Source organism: Epilithonimonas hungarica (genome assembly GCF_900102265.1).
GTDB lineage: Bacteria > Bacteroidota > Bacteroidia > Flavobacteriales > Weeksellaceae > Epilithonimonas > Epilithonimonas hungarica.
In genome coordinates this window covers 138,629-153,599 of the sequence record NZ_FNBH01000005.1, presented here as the reverse complement: position 1 = coordinate 153,599, position 14,971 = coordinate 138,629, and the positions used below count along the sequence as shown (strand labels likewise).

Here is a 14,971-nt window from a genome sequence, read left to right as displayed (position 1 = left end):
GATCTTTCTAGATATGATTATCAAAATTTCTATCCATAACAAAATCTTCCATGAACTTGGTCGTGTAATTTCCAGCAAGGAAATCCTCATTTTCCAATAGTTGTCTGTGGAAAGGAATCGTGGTTTTCACACCTTCGATATAGAATTCTTCCAAAGCACGCTTCATTTTGGCAATTGCTTCGTCTCTTGTTTGAGCCGTTACGATTAATTTTGCGATCATCGAATCATAATTGGAAGGAATCGTGTATCCAGAATAAACGTGAGTGTCAACTCTTACGCCGTGCCCGCCAGGGATGTTAAGTTCTTTAATTTTTCCGGGAGAGGGTCTGAAATCTGCGTAAGGATCTTCAGCATTAATTCTACACTCAATGGCGTGCATTTTTGGATAGTAATTTTTTCCACTGATTGGCGTACCTGCTGCCAGAAGGATCTGCTCACGAATTAAATCGTAATCAACGACTTGTTCAGTGATTGGATGTTCTACTTGGATTCGGGTATTCATTTCCATGAAATAGAAATTTCTGTGTTTATCTACCAAGAACTCGATAGTTCCAACACCTTCGTATCCGATATATTCCGCAGCTTTTACAGCAGCAGCACCCATCTTTTCACGAAGTTCGTCCGTCATGAAAGGAGATGGCGTTTCTTCAATCAATTTCTGATTTCTTCTTTGGATAGAGCAATCTCTTTCGGAAAGGTGGCAAGCTTTCCCAAATTGATCTCCAGCAATCTGGATCTCAATATGTCTAGGCTCTTCGATTAGTTTTTCCATGTACATTCCGCCATTTCCGAAAGCAGCAACTGCTTCCTGAATTGCAGAATCCCAATGCCCTTTTAGGTCTTCTTCTTTCCAAACGGCCCTCATCCCTTTTCCACCACCACCGGCGGTAGCTTTGATCATCACAGGATAGCCGATTTCTTTTGCGGTCTTCTTGGCATCCTCATAAGAATCGATCAAACCTTCAGAGCCTGGGACACAAGGAATTCCGGCTTCTTTCATGGTCGCTTTGGCCGTAGCCTTATCGCCCATTTTTTCAATCTGCTCAGGAGTTGCACCAATAAATTTGATTCCATTTTTTGCACAGATCCTTGAGAAATTTGCATTCTCTGAAAGAAACCCGTAACCAGGATGGATTGCGTCTGCATTAGTGATCTCTGCAGCTGCAATGATGTTAGGGATTTTTAGATATGAGTCTTTGCTCATTGCAGGACCGATGCAAACTGCCTCGTCTGCAAAACGAACATGAAGACTGTCTTTGTCTGCTGTAGAATACACTGCAACAGTTTTTATCCCCATTTCTTTTGCCGTACGCAAGATTCGCATTGCGATCTCACCACGGTTTGCGATCAATATTTTTTTGAACATAATTTTAATTAGTTAATTAGATGATTAGTTAATTAGATTATGAGTACGAAACTTAAAAGTTAGTGGTCTAACTTCTAATTTCTAACTTCTAACTTCTAACTAAATTATGATGGGTCTACTAAAAATAACGGTTGGTCATATTCTACAGGAGAAGAATCCTCTACCAATATTTTTACAATTTTTCCGCTAATTTCTGACTCGATCTGGTTGAAAAGTTTCATTGCTTCTATTACACAAACCACTTTTCCTTCTGTTACAGAATCTCCTACGTTTACGAAAACGTCTTTGTCTGGGGATGGTTTTCTGTAGAATGTCCCGATCATTGGAGATTTGATAGTAATATATTTGCTTTCATCTGCAGAACTAGCTGCATCAGAATTTACAACAGGTGCAGAACCTGGATTTGCAACAGGTGCAGAAACCGGGGTTTGGTAAGCAACTTGCGGAGTTACGTAACTTACAGCTTCGCCTCCAAGCGGAGTTTTGATATAGATCTCGAAGTCTTTATTTTTATATTTCACCTCGGAAACACCTGCCTTTGCAACAAATCTTACAAGATTCTGAATGTCTTTTATATCCATAAAATTTTTAAATTGTTTTGAACGCCAAATATAATAAAAAACCACCCAAATTGATAAAATCCGAGTGGTTTTTTATGCTAAGTATAAGATTATCAAAGATAGATCTTAGTTTTCTTCTGTAGTTTCTACTGTTTTCTCTAATACGACCTTGCCTCTGTAATAAAGTTTTCCTTCATGCCAGTGCGCTCTGTGGTATAAGTGCATTTCTCCAGACGTTGCGTCTTTTGCCAATTGAGGAACTACAGCTTTGTAGTGTGTTCTTCTTTTATCTCTTCTTGTAGACGACTGTCTTCTTTTAGGATGTGCCATTGTTAGTACTTTTTAAAAATTCTTACCGAATTATATTGTTGTTATTTCTTAATTGTTGTCTTTTAATTTCTTCAAAGCTTCCCATCTCGGGTCTGTGCTTTCTTCTTTTTCTTCGACTATTTTTGGACTGTATTGGTCTAATATCTTTTGGTATTCATCATTGTCTCTTATGGATGGCGCCAGTTTTTTCATCGGAATAGATAAAACTACTGCTTCATATATAAGATTAGCGAGATTGAATTCACCGTCTTTTTTGTTGATTGTAATGACATCTTCGTTGCTGTCATCATATTCTTCTCCAAATTTTACAAGAATCTTCAAATCATTTTCAATGTTTTCAGAAAATTCATCATTGCTAATGTCGCAAATCAATTGAACGGTCCCTGAAACATTAATGTAGAATTCCAAAAAAGTAGTATGCTTGTCCAAAAGAACATCAGCAATGATTTTTGGATTGAAAAATTCCTGCTCAGTCTCAAATAAATCAAAGAACTCTTGACCGATCTCAAATTTGAAATCGTGTTTTCCCGGTTTTAAGCCTATAAAGGCAACGTCATAGTTTCTAATTCTGTCCATAAAAACGGTTTGCAAAAATAATTTATTTTTTTTAAATAACAAAATCTTTTTTGGAAATACTTGAACTACAAAAAATTACTTCATAAAAGCTTGGTTTTTTTGTCTAATTATTTTCCATAGGAAGGTCCTCGTCTATACCATTATTTACATGGGTAGCTTTCGGACGAAGACGATTGCTCATCAGGTCGTGATATTCTTCTCTGTTTTTAAAAATGTGAATTGCTGTAAAAATTGCTTCTGAAAAAGATCTTTCGTCTGCCTGGTTTTTTCCTGCAATATCATAAGCAACACCGTGGTCCGGAGATGTCCTGATAAAAGGTAAACCTGCGGAATAGTTCACGCCTTCTTCATAGGCAATTGTCTTGAATGGCGCCAATCCCTGATCGTGGTACATTGCCAAAACTGCATCGAAAGCTTTATATTTTTCTGGCTGGAAAAAACTGTCCGCCGGATATGGTCCAAAGGCCAAAGTTCCATTGTTGAAAAGTTCTTTTATCGCAGGTTCTATGATCTCTATTTCTTCTTTGCCGATTACACCACCGTCTCCAGCGTGTGGATTGAGTCCCAAAACTGCAATTTTCGGTTTTTCCACGCAGAAATCCTCTTTTAAAGTTTTGGACAGCTGAGTGATCTGCTTTTTCAATTTCTCTTTGGAAATGTTCTGTGCGATCTCTGCAACAGGAATATGATGTGTGGAAACGGCCACTTTCAAATTGTTGGTTACCATAAACATTATCGCTTTTTTCCCGGCTTTTTCTTCGAAATAACCAGTGTGCCCTGCATGAGCAAAACCATATTTCATCATTTCATCCTTATTAATAGGCGCGGTTACGATAACATCGATTTCGTTATCTAAAAGTGCCTGTGTGGCTTTTTCCAAAGAGTCAATCGCCATTTTTGTGGATTCTTCCGTAGGAACACCGAATTCTACATTGCTATTCTCCTTGGTAAGATTTACCATATTGATTTTCCCGCCCTGAGCTTCTTTTGCAGAATTGATGTAATTGAAATTGGTCTGCAGCTTGAAAATGTTCTTCTGATAAGTAAACAGTTTTCCTGAGCCAAATATAATTGGCGTGAAAAAATCTGTGATGCTTTTGTCTTTCAGAGACTTTAGGATAATTTCTGGGCCGATTCCGTTGAAATCGCCGATGGAAATTCCTACTCTGATCTTATGGTGTTTGGAGCTCATTTGCTTATCTTTGACGTTTAAAATGAATTTTACAAAATTACGTTTTTTTAGGTTAGTTTTTTAACCATTCTTTGCTTAATATTATTATAAATGATTTTAAAATGCAAAGTAAATAGCCCCGATTGAAACGGCATCTTTTTTCTTTTTTTGCTAAAAAAGAAAAAGATATGGTGGAAAGCGGGATTAGGCTCCTAAAAAAATATTAAATCACAAAACAAATGTTCACAGGAATAATAGAAGCGACCGGAAAAGTTGAGAAAATTGACAAAAACGAAAGTAATATCGATTTTGTACTAAGTTGTCCTTTCACCCACGAATTGAAAATCGACCAAAGCCTTGCCCACAACGGTTGTTGCCTTACTGTTGTTGAAATTAATAATGATACTTATAAGGTAACTGCCATCAATGAAACGCTGGAAAAAACCAATCTTGGATTCTGGGATGTTGGAACGGAAGTGAATTTGGAACGCTGTTTGAAATTCGAAGGTAGATTGGATGGTCACGTTGTTCAAGGACACGTGGATAAAACAGGAACTGTGGAAAGTATAGAAGACCAGAACGGAAGTTATTTTATTACAATTAATTACGAAGAGTCTGTAGAATATACGACAGTTCCGCAGGGCTCGATTACGGTAAACGGAACGAGCCTGACTGTTGCAGAAAGTGGAAAAAATCAGTTTTCTGTGGCAATAATTCCCTACACTTGGGAGTTTACGAATATGAAGCATCTGAAAAAAGGTGATGTCGTGAATCTGGAATTCGATATTATCGGCAAGTATGTTGCGAAACTTTTGAAAAAACAAAATGTCATTTAGTGATTATAAAGGTTACCGGTTAAGAAACAGGGTTTTTGTTGGGTTTTTGGCGATTTGCTTCCTTAGTATTCTTACTTCGGCAGTTTTGTCATTTGTGATTTTGCGCGACAATGCCAAGAAGCAGAGCAAAACGGATATGCAGAACAAATCCGAAGCGCTGATGTCTTCTTTGGATTATGCACTCAGTCATGTCCAGGTCGAGACCAAAGATATTCCCACGGTTCTCGAAAACAAAATCTACGAGATTGCAGATATCAACAAACACGATATTATCATCTATGACCTGAACGGAAATTATCTCCTTTCTAATAAAGAGCCGAATCTTGTTGCTCAGAAAAAAATGCCTGCGGATGTTATAACGGCAATCAAGAAAAACGGGAAGCAATACGATGACAAGTCTTATGATGAAAAATTAGAGGCTACCATTGTTTCTTCCTATATGGTTCTGAAAAACAATATGCTGGAAAATATCGCTTATGTTTATTTTCCGTATTATCACAATGAGAGTGCCTATATGATGGTTTTCAAACATTATTTTGCCTACATCATTGGGATTAATCTTTTGATCGTTTTGTTCAGTATTTGGTTAAGCTGGATCATTTCGAATAATTTGACGAAAGCGATTACACGTTTTACATCAATGATCAGCCGAATCAACTTATTTGATAAAAATCTTCAGCCTATCAAATATTATAAGAATGATGAGCTCAATGCCTTGGTGAAAGCTTATAATAAAATGATTTCCGAGATAGCAGACCAAAGGGAACGCCTAAGCTATATCGAGAAACAATCGGCTTGGCAGGAGATGGCAAAACAAGTGGCGCACGAAGTTAAAAATCCGCTCACACCAATGAAGCTGATGATGCAGAATTTTGAAAGAAAATTTGACCCGAATGACCCAAATATCACTGCGAAAGTTAAAAACCTTAGCGAGGTTGTGATTGGTCAGATCGATGTCATCAGTAGAGTAGCGAGTGCTTTTTCCGAATTTGCGCAATTACCCAAGAAGAACGATGAAGAAATCTCCCTGAATAAAGAAATCAAAAATGTGCTGACGATTTTCAGTGATGAAAATATCTTTGTACACGCCAATCACGATAATATAATGATGAAGATCGATAAAGATTATATGGCGAGAATCATTACCAATCTTGTGACGAATGCAAGTCAGGCAAAAGCTGATGACAGGAGATCTGTTATCAATGTTGATTTGGAAAAAATTGAAAAACGAATCCGAATAACTGTTCAGGATAATGGAGTGGGGATTTCTGATGATAAAATCAATAAAATATTTGACCCGAATTTCACTTCAAAAAATAGTGGAATGGGAATCGGATTAACAATGGTAAAACGAATGGTGGAAGATTACAACGGAACGATAACTGTGGTTTCAGAAGTTGATAAAGGCGCAACTTTCACCATCTCAATGCCGTCTAATTTATAAATGAAGCCTTTCCGATTTCAACAATTTGATATCGATCAAAGTTCTGATGTTTTCCGAGTAGGAACAGATGCAGTTCTGTTGGGAGCTTTGTCGACCGTTGCTAATGCAAAACAAATCCTTGAGGTTGGAACTGGAACAGGGATTATTTCTTTGATGTTGGCACAAAGAAATCGAAACGTCAATATTTTAGCAATTGATATTAATTCGGAAGCAGTCAACATTTCACAATATAATTTCTCTAACTCAATTTTTTCAGATAGAATTAAAAGCCAGCTTAAGGATTTTAAAGATTTTTGGACTGATGAAAAGTTTGATTTGATCATTTCAAATCCGCCTTATTTTGAAATTAATAGTTCTGGGAAAGATATTTTGGCAAGGCAAAGATTGGAATTGGATTTCTTTGATCTAATTCGAAAAGCTTCGCAATTACTTTATGATAAAGGTTTGTTTTCTGTTATTATTCCAATTGATTCTGAAAAAGAATTCGCCCAAATTTGTTCAGAGAATAATTTATTCCTTCAAAGAAAAGTTATCATCAAAGGAATCAAAACCGCTGAGCCAAAAAGAGTAGTTTTGGAATATTCTTTAAAAAAGTCAGAGATAAAAGTAGAAAACTTCGTCATAGAAAAGTCTCCAAGAGTTTATTCGGATGAATATCTGGAGCTTACAAAAGATTTCCATTTATTCAACAAAAAACCTCTCTGAAATTTTCAGAGAGGTCCTATATTTTAAAAACATTAGAATTTGAAATCTAACATATAAATTCTAATCTCTAACTTCTGATTTTCACTCAAAAAGTTCCGCAGTATCCAAAACAGAAACTTCGCCATTTTCACATCTGATAGCTTCGCCAGGATAATTCTGGATCATATGATAATCGTGTGTCGCCATTACAACAGCGCAATGGTTTTCCTCCGCAAGGTTTTTCAAAAGCGTCATAATATCGTTAGACGTTTCCGGGTCGAGATTTCCCGTTGGCTCATCGGCAAGGATCAATTCAGGGTGATTCAGAAGCGCTCTTGCAATTGCAGCACGTTGTTGTTCTCCTCCGGAAAGTTGATGCGGCATTTTGTGCTTTTTGGTTTTCATTCCAACGCTTGACAAAACTTCATCGATTCTCGTTTCCATTTTATGTTTGTCTTTCCAGCCTGTTGCCTGCAGAACGAAAAGAAGATTCTTCTCAATATTTCTATCAGATAACAATTGGAAATCCTGGAAAACGATTCCTAATTTTCTTCTCAGGTTAGGAACATCAGATTGCTTCAGTTTTTTCAGATCAAAGCCTGCAACTTGTCCGCTTCCGCCCTGTAAAGGAAGTTGTCCGTAAAGAACTTTCAAAAGTGAACTTTTTCCCGAGCCTGTTTTCCCGATCAGATAACAGAATTTTCCTTTCTTGATATGAAGGTCTACATTATTAAGAACAGTAAAGTTTTTCTGAACAATTTTGGCGCTGCTCAAATCTATAATATCGATACCTGGGTCATTTCTATGCGGCATAATTTCGGAAATTGAAAGTTTGTGAAGTTCAAAAATAGCAAAAACTTATTTTTCCGCTTTTACTTTTGGCAAATTTTAACAACAAAAAATGCTTGAAAATCATTCAAGCATTTTTTGTATATGATAATTAAAGAAAATTATCTCTTAGCGCGAGATGCACTAACAGTTAAACTCTTTCTGCCTTTCGCTCTTCTAGCTGCCAACACTCTTCTTCCGTTCGGTGTAGACATTCTTTCACGGAAACCGTGTTTGTTTCTTCTTTTTCTTTCAGATGGTTGGAATGTTCTTTTACTCATCACTAATATATTTAGTTCGTAATTATCTTTTTATTTTCAGACTGCAAATATAGAGATTTTATTTTGAGTGGCAAATATTTAAAAACTTTTTTGTGTTAATTTTTCACTTTCCATTTATTCTAATAATTTGGGCAGCTATTTCCGCCTTCCGCTCCCAAACCTAACGAAGTGGTTCGACGAAGTCAATCTTTTTTGCAGAAGTTTTCACAATCATAGAACTGGATTACGCGCAAAAAAGGATTTCCGCTCAAGTCGGGCTGCGGATTCAGCATCATAATAGCATTTGTTATTAGGAAAGATATGAAAACATTAAACAAAAGTCTTCGACTCCGCTCAGACTAACAATGTTGAAATATTATGCTTAGTATTAGAGCTGTCACACAGAGCATTTCGACTTCGCTCAACATAAACTCCATCGAAGTGTCTGATTTGAATTGAAAAGTTCTGTTTTCTAAAAGTCTCAATTATATTTGTAATAGAAAAGTCAAAGATGATAAAATCAAAACAAAACTCTGAACATTATTTTTGGGGTGAAAATTGTGACAGCTGGATTTTGCTGAACTCAGAGAATCTTTCTATTAAACTGGAAACGATGCCGCCTCGTTCAAAAGAGCAATTGCATTTTCATAAAAATGCGCAACAATTTTTCTTTATTTTGAAAGGAAAAGCAACTTTTACAGTAGATGGAGCAACTTTTGAAGTCGCAGAACATTCAGGATTTCATATCACTCCTAATAAAAATCATTTGATAGAAAACAGGTCGGATATCGATTTGGAATTTCTCGTCATATCAAATCCTTCAACAAATAATGATAGATTTGCAGTAGAAAAATAAAAGATGAGATCTCTATATAATCTTTCTATTCATTTAATGAGTTTCGGGATGAAAGTCCTCTCACTCTTCGATTCAAAAGCAAAAAAAGGAGTGCGAGGAAGAAAAGAATCTTTGAAGATCGTTCGTGAAAAAATTAAAGGGAAAAAGGTACTTTGGATGCACGCAGCAAGTTTAGGCGAATACGAACAAGGTTTGCCTGTTCTCGAAAAATTGAAGGAACAGTTCCCAGAACATAAAACTTTGGTGACTTTTTTCTCACCTTCGGGTTATGAAAACGTAAAGAAAAGAAAACAGATTGCGGACGCGATTTGTTACTTGCCCTTTGATAGGAAAAAAGACGTGAAAGAGTTTGTTTCCACTTTTGAAACTGAGATTTTCTTCACTGTGAAATATGATTATTGGTATAATCTTTTAGAAGAGTTAAAAAATCGCAAAACAAAAATCTATGTGATTTCGGCTCTGTTTTATGAACATCAGGTATTTTTTGAAAATTATGGGAAGTGGTTTGCAAAACAACTGCAGAAAAACATTGATTGGTTTTTTCATCAGACAATCAAGTCTTTAGCTTTGGCAAAAAAAATCGGGTTGGCCAATTCTACAGTTTCAGGAGACACAAGATTTGACAGAGTGAAACAATTTCTCGAAAGAGATAATCATTTGGAATTTATAGAAGAATTCAAGGCTGATCAAAAACTGATCATATTGGGAAGCAGCTGGCAGGCGGAAGAGGATATTGCACAGGTTCTTGTAAAAAAACTCCCCGAAACCAAAATTGTAATTGCACCTCACGATCTGCATCGGGTCCCACATTTGCAAAGATTATTTCCGAACGCTATATTATACAGTTCTCTTACAAATTCTCACATCCCTGAACTCTCAAACTCTCAAACTCTAATCATAGATAGCATCGGTAAACTTTCCAAATTGTATTCTTATGCGGATCTGGCAGTTGTTGGTGGCGGTTTTCATTCGACAGGATTACACAATATCTTGGAGGCAGCGGTCTATGGCGTTCCTGTGATCTTTGGCAACCAGTACAAGAAAAATCCGGAAGCAGATGCGCTGATTGAAGCAAAAGGCGGAAAAAGTTTTGATGATTTTGTGGCTGCTTCAGTTTTCATCGAGGAAATGATGAAAAAAGATTTGACCACAGAAGAAGGCGAAGTTTCTTACTTGAAAGAAATGGCGAAAAACGCCGGTGATTTTGTAGCTTCTCAGCCAAACTCTACAGAGATTATTTTGAGGAAAATCATGTCTTAAACACAAGGTTCACAAAGTTTTTGCACAAGGCCCGCTAAATGCTTGATTGTGTGTTTTGTGGAAAGCTTGGTGTCTTTTGTGGTTAAAAGATTACCTCGAAAATCCTTCACTCTTAATTCCTTTCACAATCAACTCAAAATGTTCTGGAATGTTCTCAGATTTCAGCCAGTTGAAATCCAATCCATTATTGATGCAAAGTTTCTGGAAATAAATATTTCCATCTATTTTTTCATTGAGGTTTTCAAGGAATTTATCGATTTCCATCCAGTAATCTTCGTCCAGTTTTTTCGTTAAAATCAATGCTTTGAAGATTTTATTAATGAGATAAATATAAAGTTTGTAAACATTGTCAAATCTTTGTGTTCCAAGTTTTTCGTTGTGTTCCAGGATTTCATTAATTAAAAATAAATTCAAGGAAACATCGCCAAATTTATCCGTTGTGATTTTCACGTGTTCTGTGATTTCTGCACTTATTTTTCTGATAAGAACGAGGAAATATTTTTGATTTGCAATGTATTTTGAAGCCAATGTAACTTTCTCACGGATGATTTCTTCCATTGCATCTCGTTTGTCATCAACCGTTTCAAGGTCAATCAATTCAAAATAGAGTTTTTTGGAAAGCAATTTATCTTTCTTCAACAATCGGAAAATCAATTTGTCTTTTTCTGATGGAGAAAATTCGCTCAAAGCCTGTTTGAATTCTTTTGAATATTCCATTAATTGAAGATTTTTGAATATTTAATAAAACCGTTAAATGCCCAATTTGCCGTGTAATACAACGATTTCAGAGTCGAAAATTTCATATAATCTTTATAAACCAAATATTGGTCCTTCATAATATTCGTTTTATTTCGGGAAACGCTGTTGGGAAGCATTCGATATTTTGATAAAGTCTTTTTTAAGGGTTTTCCCTGTGGTATTTTCTTCAAAAGTTCCAGCCACATTACGTGGTCTTCTCGTTTTGTACCTTCCGGAAAATAAAATTTCCCAACTCTTTTGGAATCGTACATTGATGCTAACAAAGACAATCTGCAGGTTTTCAAAAGGTTGTTGAAATTGACAATCGTATCCGCTTCGAAATCGCCTAAAACCGGATTCAGATTTTCATCGCAGCGGGAATAAGTAGAGTAGGCCAGTTCTGCATTTTCAGATTTCATAAAGCTGACCATTTCTTCGAGGAAATTCGGTTCCCAAAAATCGTCGGCGTCCAGAAAAGTTATGAATCTTCCGGTTGCATTCTCCAACGAAATATTTCTTGCGTGTCCGGCACCTCCATTTTTTTCAGCTTTGAAAACTTTGATTCTTGGGTCGTTTTGTTTTTCAAGAATTTCTACGGAATTGTCTGTGGAACAATCATCAGTAATCAGCCATTCCCAATCTTGGAAAGTTTGATTGAGGACAGAACTGATGGTTTCATCAAGATATTTTGAAGAATTGTAACTCGGTGTGATGATTGAGATTTCCGGCACTTGCGATTTTTTACAAAGATAAAGATATAGACTTTAAGATAATAGATGAAAGATAAAAGACTTTTTGATTGCGAGAACACTTTGACTCCGCTCAGTGTGACAAATGTAATACTGACTGTTATTTAATGATTTCATACTATTTGTCATTCCGTAGGAATCTCGACAGCTTTGTTTAGATTCCTACGGAATGACAAACGTGTGGTTATGACAAATGCTGATTCGAAGTGGGAATCTGCGCCCCGGCCTGAGTGGAGCTCTTTTTATTTTTTGCGTTGGGAGAGGATTGGGAAAATAAAAAAGCGAGAACGGAGGACGGATAAAGGTGCCCAAATAATTATAAATGTTGAAAAAGTGAATCCGAAAATTTAAAATTGTCTATTTATTTCAAAATCTTAACTTTGTGAATCTTAAAAAATTATTCATTATTAATTCTTAATTTATAGAATGTTTTACGACCATCAGCAGATAGAAAAAAAGTGGCAGAAATACTGGGAAGACAACCAAACTTACAAGACTTCCGACTCAACCGATAAACCGAAATTCTACGTCCTCGATATGTTCCCGTATCCTTCCGGAGCTGGACTTCACGTGGGGCATCCGCTGGGATACATCGCATCGGATATCTATGCGAGATTCAAGAGACATCAGGGTTTTAACGTTTTGCATCCGATTGGTTATGACAGTTTTGGACTTCCTGCTGAGCAATATGCAATACAAACCGGAACGCATCCTGCAATTACGACTGAACAAAATATAACGAGATACGAGGAGCAATTAAGAAAAATTGGTTTTTCATTTGACTGGAGCCGGGAAGTGAGAACTTCGGACGCTTCTTATTACAAATGGACGCAATGGATTTTCATCCAGTTGTTTCATTCCTGGTACAATAAAGATACGGACAAGGCGGAATCTATCGAAACCTTAATCAAACATTTTGAAGAAAAAGGAACGGAAGGTTTGAATGCCAATCAAAATGAAGAATTAAATTTCACTTCAGAAGAATGGAAAAATTATTCTGATATTAAGAAAGAAGAGATATTATTGAATTATCGTCTGGCCTTCCGTGCGGAAACTACCGTGAATTGGTGTCCGGCTCTCGGAACTGTTTTAGCAAACGACGAAATAAAAGACGGGAAATCCGAAAGAGGCGGTTATCCTGTTTTTCAAAAGAAAATGATGCAGTGGAGTATGAGGATTTCTGCATACTCGGAAAGATTGTTGCAAGGCCTTAAAACTTTGAATTGGCCACAACCGTTGAAGGATGCTCAGGAATATTGGATTGGAAAATCTCAGGGAGCGCAGGTGAGATTCGCAACTGAAAATGGAGAAACGATTGAAGTTTTTACGACAAGACCTGACACGATTTTCGGAGCGACCTTTATGGTTTTGGCGCCGGAAAATCCTTTGGTTCAGAATTTAACAACTCCAGAACAAAAAACTGAGGTTGATCATTATATAGAAGAAACTTCCAAAAAAACAGAACGTGATAGGATGGCTGACGTGAAAAACGTGAGTGGTGCTTTCACGGGAAGTTATGCCATCAATCCGTTTACTGGGAAGAAAATTCCGGTTTATATTTCGGATTATGTGTTGATGGGTTACGGAACCGGAGCTGTGATGGCCGTTCCTGCACACGACGAGCGTGACCATAGATTTGCAAAGAAATTCGGATTGGAAATTATCAAGGTTGTAGAATCTGATGTGGATGTTCAGGAAGAAGCTTACGATTCCAAAGATTCAGTTTGTGTGAATTCTGATTTCCTGAACGGCTTTAATTATAAGGATGCGAAATCCAAAATAATTGTTGAAATCGAAAACCGAGGAATTGGTCACGGAACGACGAATTACAGACAGCGTGATGCGATTTTCTCCAGACAAAGATATTGGGGCGAGCCGGTTCCTATCTATTATAAGGACGGAATGCCTTACACTTTGCCAAATTCCGCTTTGCCTTTAGAACTTCCTGAGGTTGAAAAATATCTACCGACAGAAGACGGTGACCCACCATTAGGAAATGCGAAAACATTTGCGTGGGACGAGGCGAATCAAAAAGTGGTTGACACGGATTTGATTGATGACAAAACAGTTTTCCCTTTGGAATTATCGACGATGCCAGGTTGGGCAGGAAGTTCGTGGTATTTCCTGAGATATATGGACCCGAACGACGATGAGGTTTTTGCTAAAAAAGAACTGACCGATTATTGGGGACAAGTTGATTTATACATAGGAGGAAGCGAGCACGCAACTGGTCATTTGTTGTATTCCCGTTTTTGGAATATGTTCTTGAAAGACAGAGGTTATATTGAGCAAAATGAGCCTTTCCAAAAGTTGATTAATCAAGGGATGATTTTGGGGATGAGTGCGTTAATTCATAGAATTGATGGAACAAATAAAATTGTTTCTAAAAATCTTGCAAACGAATATCAAACTCAAAGAATTCCTGTTGATATTTCTATGTTGATTGGAACAACAGATGAAATTGATGTTGAAAAACTTAGAGTTTGGCGTCCAGAATTTAATGATGCTGAGTTTATTCTTGAAGATGGAAAGTTAATAACCGAAAGGGAAGTTGATAAAATGTCTAAAAGAACTTACAATGTTGTCAATCCAGATGATATATGTAATGAATACGGAGCAGACGGTTTAAGGTTGTACGAAATGTTCCTTGGTCCTTTAGAACAATCCAAACCTTGGAACACACAAGGATTAAGCGGTGTTTATGGTTTCCTGAAGAAATTCTGGAACTTGTATTTCAACAATGATAGTTTTGAAGTTTCTGATGAAGAGCCGACGAAAGAGGAATATAAAATCCTTCACACCTTAATAAAGAAGGTGAATTTCGATATTGAGAATTTTTCTTTCAACACTTCTGTATCATCATTTATGATTGCTGTGAACGAATTGCAGAAATTAAAATGTAATAAACGCAATATTTTGCAACCTTTGGCTGTTATTATCTCACCATATGCACCACATATTTGTGAAGAGGTATGGAATTTGCTCGGAAATAATGCTTCTATTGAATTTGAACCGTTCCCAACTCTTGATGAAAGCTATCTTGTTGAGGATGAGATAGATTATCCGGTAAGCTTCAATGGAAAGATGAAATTCAAAATCAAATTAGCTGCTGAACTTGGTAAGGAAGAAGTCGAAAAACTAATGATGGAGAATGATGACGTGAAGAAGTTTTTAGGAGATAAATCAGTTAAAAATTTCATATTCGTACCGAAGAAAATCATTAATATTGTTAGCTGATTTAAGAAAGCCTTGTGAAAGATTAAGAAAAATTATTATTCTCGCCATTGGAAATTATAGAAATTAAAATCATAAT

At 36.6% G+C, this 14,971-nt stretch carries 15 protein-coding genes; 6 read left to right on the top strand and 9 right to left on the bottom strand.

The features are described 5' to 3' along the window. Nucleotides 1-7: 7 nt before the first annotated feature. From accC to pdxA, 5 genes are all read right to left on the bottom strand, one after another. Nucleotides 8-1,366, bottom strand: a complete 1,359-nt coding sequence (accC, locus tag BLT30_RS17285; RefSeq protein ID WP_089874954.1) for an acetyl-CoA carboxylase biotin carboxylase subunit — start codon at nucleotides 1,364-1,366, stop codon at nucleotides 8-10. 104 nt (nucleotides 1,367-1,470) lie between these two features. After that, the gene (accB, locus tag BLT30_RS17280; protein WP_089874952.1) at nucleotides 1,471-1,947 is read right to left on the bottom strand and encodes an acetyl-CoA carboxylase biotin carboxyl carrier protein; all 477 of its coding nucleotides are present in this window, start codon (nucleotides 1,945-1,947) and stop codon (nucleotides 1,471-1,473) included. A gap of 105 nt (nucleotides 1,948-2,052) precedes the next feature. Beyond that, on the bottom strand, nucleotides 2,053-2,256 hold the full coding sequence (rpmF, locus tag BLT30_RS17275) for a 50S ribosomal protein L32 (RefSeq protein ID WP_027383684.1): 204 nt from the start codon (nucleotides 2,254-2,256) through the stop codon (nucleotides 2,053-2,055). Between the two features lie 48 nt (nucleotides 2,257-2,304). Continuing rightward, complete coding sequence (locus BLT30_RS17270) at nucleotides 2,305-2,832, bottom strand: YceD family protein (RefSeq protein WP_089874950.1); 528 nt, start codon at nucleotides 2,830-2,832, stop codon at nucleotides 2,305-2,307. Between the two features lie 103 nt (nucleotides 2,833-2,935). Next, on the bottom strand, nucleotides 2,936-4,024 hold the full coding sequence (gene pdxA / locus BLT30_RS17265; RefSeq protein ID WP_089874948.1) for a 4-hydroxythreonine-4-phosphate dehydrogenase PdxA: 1,089 nt from the start codon (nucleotides 4,022-4,024) through the stop codon (nucleotides 2,936-2,938). Nucleotides 4,025-4,242: 218 nt separating this feature from the next. On the opposite strand from pdxA, the gene BLT30_RS17260 reads away from it, so the two are divergent. The 3 genes from BLT30_RS17260 to BLT30_RS18245 are packed head-to-tail and all read left to right on the top strand — an operon-like array spanning nucleotide 4,243 to nucleotide 6,988. Next, a complete protein-coding gene (locus BLT30_RS17260) occupies nucleotides 4,243-4,839 on the top strand; it encodes a riboflavin synthase (protein WP_089874945.1) in 597 nt (198 codons plus the stop codon). Next, a complete protein-coding gene (locus BLT30_RS17255) occupies nucleotides 4,829-6,283 on the top strand; it encodes a sensor histidine kinase (protein ID WP_175487228.1) in 1,455 nt (484 codons plus the stop codon). The genes BLT30_RS17260 and BLT30_RS17255 overlap by 11 nt, the downstream gene beginning before the upstream one ends. Continuing rightward, nucleotides 6,284-6,988 (top strand): tRNA1(Val) (adenine(37)-N6)-methyltransferase, encoded by a 705-nt coding sequence (locus BLT30_RS18245; protein ID WP_175487227.1) that lies wholly within the window; start codon nucleotides 6,284-6,286, stop codon nucleotides 6,986-6,988. Between the two features lie 81 nt (nucleotides 6,989-7,069). Here the strand turns inward: BLT30_RS18245 and BLT30_RS17250 are convergent, their stop codons facing one another. Further along, the gene (locus tag BLT30_RS17250) at nucleotides 7,070-7,780 is read right to left on the bottom strand and encodes a cell division ATP-binding protein FtsE (RefSeq protein ID WP_089874943.1); all 711 of its coding nucleotides are present in this window, start codon (nucleotides 7,778-7,780) and stop codon (nucleotides 7,070-7,072) included. A gap of 137 nt (nucleotides 7,781-7,917) precedes the next feature. Further along, nucleotides 7,918-8,076, bottom strand: coding sequence for a 50S ribosomal protein L34 (rpmH, locus tag BLT30_RS17245; RefSeq protein WP_007843334.1), 159 nt, complete (start codon nucleotides 8,074-8,076; stop codon nucleotides 7,918-7,920). Nucleotides 8,077-8,566: 490 nt separating this feature from the next. Between rpmH and BLT30_RS17240 the strand changes: the two genes are divergently transcribed. Then, a complete protein-coding gene (locus BLT30_RS17240; protein ID WP_089874941.1) occupies nucleotides 8,567-8,911 on the top strand; it encodes a cupin domain-containing protein in 345 nt (114 codons plus the stop codon). Nucleotides 8,912-8,914: 3 nt separating this feature from the next. After that, nucleotides 8,915-10,171 carry a 3-deoxy-D-manno-octulosonic acid transferase gene (locus BLT30_RS17235; protein WP_089874939.1) on the top strand — a complete coding sequence of 419 codons (1,257 nt, stop codon included), beginning with the start codon at nucleotides 8,915-8,917 and terminating at the stop codon, nucleotides 10,169-10,171. Between the two features lie 90 nt (nucleotides 10,172-10,261). Here the strand turns inward: BLT30_RS17235 and BLT30_RS17230 are convergent, their stop codons facing one another. Then, the gene (locus BLT30_RS17230) at nucleotides 10,262-10,888 is read right to left on the bottom strand and encodes a deoxyuridine 5'-triphosphate nucleotidohydrolase (protein WP_089874937.1); all 627 of its coding nucleotides are present in this window, start codon (nucleotides 10,886-10,888) and stop codon (nucleotides 10,262-10,264) included. Continuing rightward, nucleotides 10,888-11,640 carry a glycosyltransferase family 2 protein gene (locus tag BLT30_RS17225; protein ID WP_089874935.1) on the bottom strand — a complete coding sequence of 251 codons (753 nt, stop codon included), beginning with the start codon at nucleotides 11,638-11,640 and terminating at the stop codon, nucleotides 10,888-10,890. Before BLT30_RS17225 ends, BLT30_RS17230 begins: the two co-directional genes overlap by 1 nt. Nucleotides 11,641-12,084: 444 nt before the next feature. On the opposite strand from BLT30_RS17225, the gene leuS reads away from it, so the two are divergent. After that, nucleotides 12,085-14,895, top strand: coding sequence for a leucine--tRNA ligase (gene leuS / locus BLT30_RS17220; RefSeq protein WP_089874933.1), 2,811 nt, complete (start codon nucleotides 12,085-12,087; stop codon nucleotides 14,893-14,895). The last annotated feature ends 76 nt before the right edge of the window (nucleotides 14,896-14,971 follow it).

Bases quoted from the DNA above. Each gene is read 5' to 3' on its own strand.
- accC (WP_089874954.1), bottom strand. From the start codon at position 1,366: ATGTTCAAAAAAATATTGATCGCAAACCGTGGTGAGATCGCAATGCGA.
- accB (WP_089874952.1), bottom strand. From the start codon at position 1,947: ATGGATATAAAAGACATTCAGAATCTTGTAAGATTTGTTGCAAAGGCA.
- rpmF (WP_027383684.1), bottom strand. From the start codon at position 2,256: ATGGCACATCCTAAAAGAAGACAGTCGTCTACAAGAAGAGATAAAAGA.
- BLT30_RS17270 (WP_089874950.1), bottom strand. From the start codon at position 2,832: ATGGACAGAATTAGAAACTATGACGTTGCCTTTATAGGCTTAAAACCG.
- pdxA (WP_089874948.1), bottom strand. From the start codon at position 4,024: ATGAGCTCCAAACACCATAAGATCAGAGTAGGAATTTCCATCGGCGAT.
- BLT30_RS17260 (WP_089874945.1), top strand. From the start codon at position 4,243: ATGTTCACAGGAATAATAGAAGCGACCGGAAAAGTTGAGAAAATTGAC.
- BLT30_RS17255 (WP_175487228.1), top strand. From the start codon at position 4,829: ATGTCATTTAGTGATTATAAAGGTTACCGGTTAAGAAACAGGGTTTTT.
- BLT30_RS18245 (WP_175487227.1), top strand. From the start codon at position 6,284: ATGAAGCCTTTCCGATTTCAACAATTTGATATCGATCAAAGTTCTGAT.
- BLT30_RS17250 (WP_089874943.1), bottom strand. From the start codon at position 7,780: ATGCCGCATAGAAATGACCCAGGTATCGATATTATAGATTTGAGCAGC.
- rpmH (WP_007843334.1), bottom strand. From the start codon at position 8,076: ATGAGTAAAAGAACATTCCAACCATCTGAAAGAAAAAGAAGAAACAAA.
- BLT30_RS17240 (WP_089874941.1), top strand. From the start codon at position 8,567: ATGATAAAATCAAAACAAAACTCTGAACATTATTTTTGGGGTGAAAAT.
- BLT30_RS17235 (WP_089874939.1), top strand. From the start codon at position 8,915: ATGAGATCTCTATATAATCTTTCTATTCATTTAATGAGTTTCGGGATG.
- BLT30_RS17230 (WP_089874937.1), bottom strand. From the start codon at position 10,888: ATGGAATATTCAAAAGAATTCAAACAGGCTTTGAGCGAATTTTCTCCA.
- leuS (WP_089874933.1), top strand. From the start codon at position 12,085: ATGTTTTACGACCATCAGCAGATAGAAAAAAAGTGGCAGAAATACTGG.